The sequence below is a fragment of the Micrococcus sp. GbtcB5 genome (assembly GCF_019091605.1).
Taxonomy (GTDB): domain Bacteria; phylum Actinomycetota; class Actinomycetes; order Actinomycetales; family Micrococcaceae; genus Micrococcus; species Micrococcus luteus.
The window spans coordinates 1-404 of sequence record NZ_JAGXJK010000105.1; the positions used below are offsets into that span (position 1 = coordinate 1).

The following is a 404-nucleotide window of genomic DNA, read 5'->3' on the forward strand; positions in this document are numbered from 1 at the left end:
CATTGGATAGCTCGTTGCAGAGGTTGATGGTCTCGAACCATGTCAGAGGCGTGAGCGGGCGTCCGGTGCTCCGGTCACGGAGGGGGTGCACGGCCATCTCGAAGGGCTCCAGTTCCACATCCCGTGTGGTCCCGCGACGGGCGTCACGCAGGGTGATTTTTCCCGAAGACAGGGTGGCCATGGAGGGCTGGTTCATGGCGTCAGCGTCGCACACGGGCTGACTGGAGAACCACGAGCTGCACCCGGACAGGGTTCAACTGTCAATACCTAAGTGGCTCGTGGTCGTATGAAACATATTTGCGCGTTTGTGAAATCTTCGCTGCATCTGGGCGTGTCAACTTGTCTGTGTAAGCGGGGTGGTCACAGGTAGGGGTTGATCCGGTCGGGGTAGGCCGCGGCGAGCT

At 60.4% G+C, this 404-nt stretch carries 1 pseudogene; it reads right to left on the minus strand.

Annotated elements, in window-relative coordinates:
• Positions 1–196: pseudogene (locus KVS67_RS11655) on the minus strand (sulfatase); the annotation flags it as partial.
• Positions 197–404 lie beyond the last annotated feature (208 nt).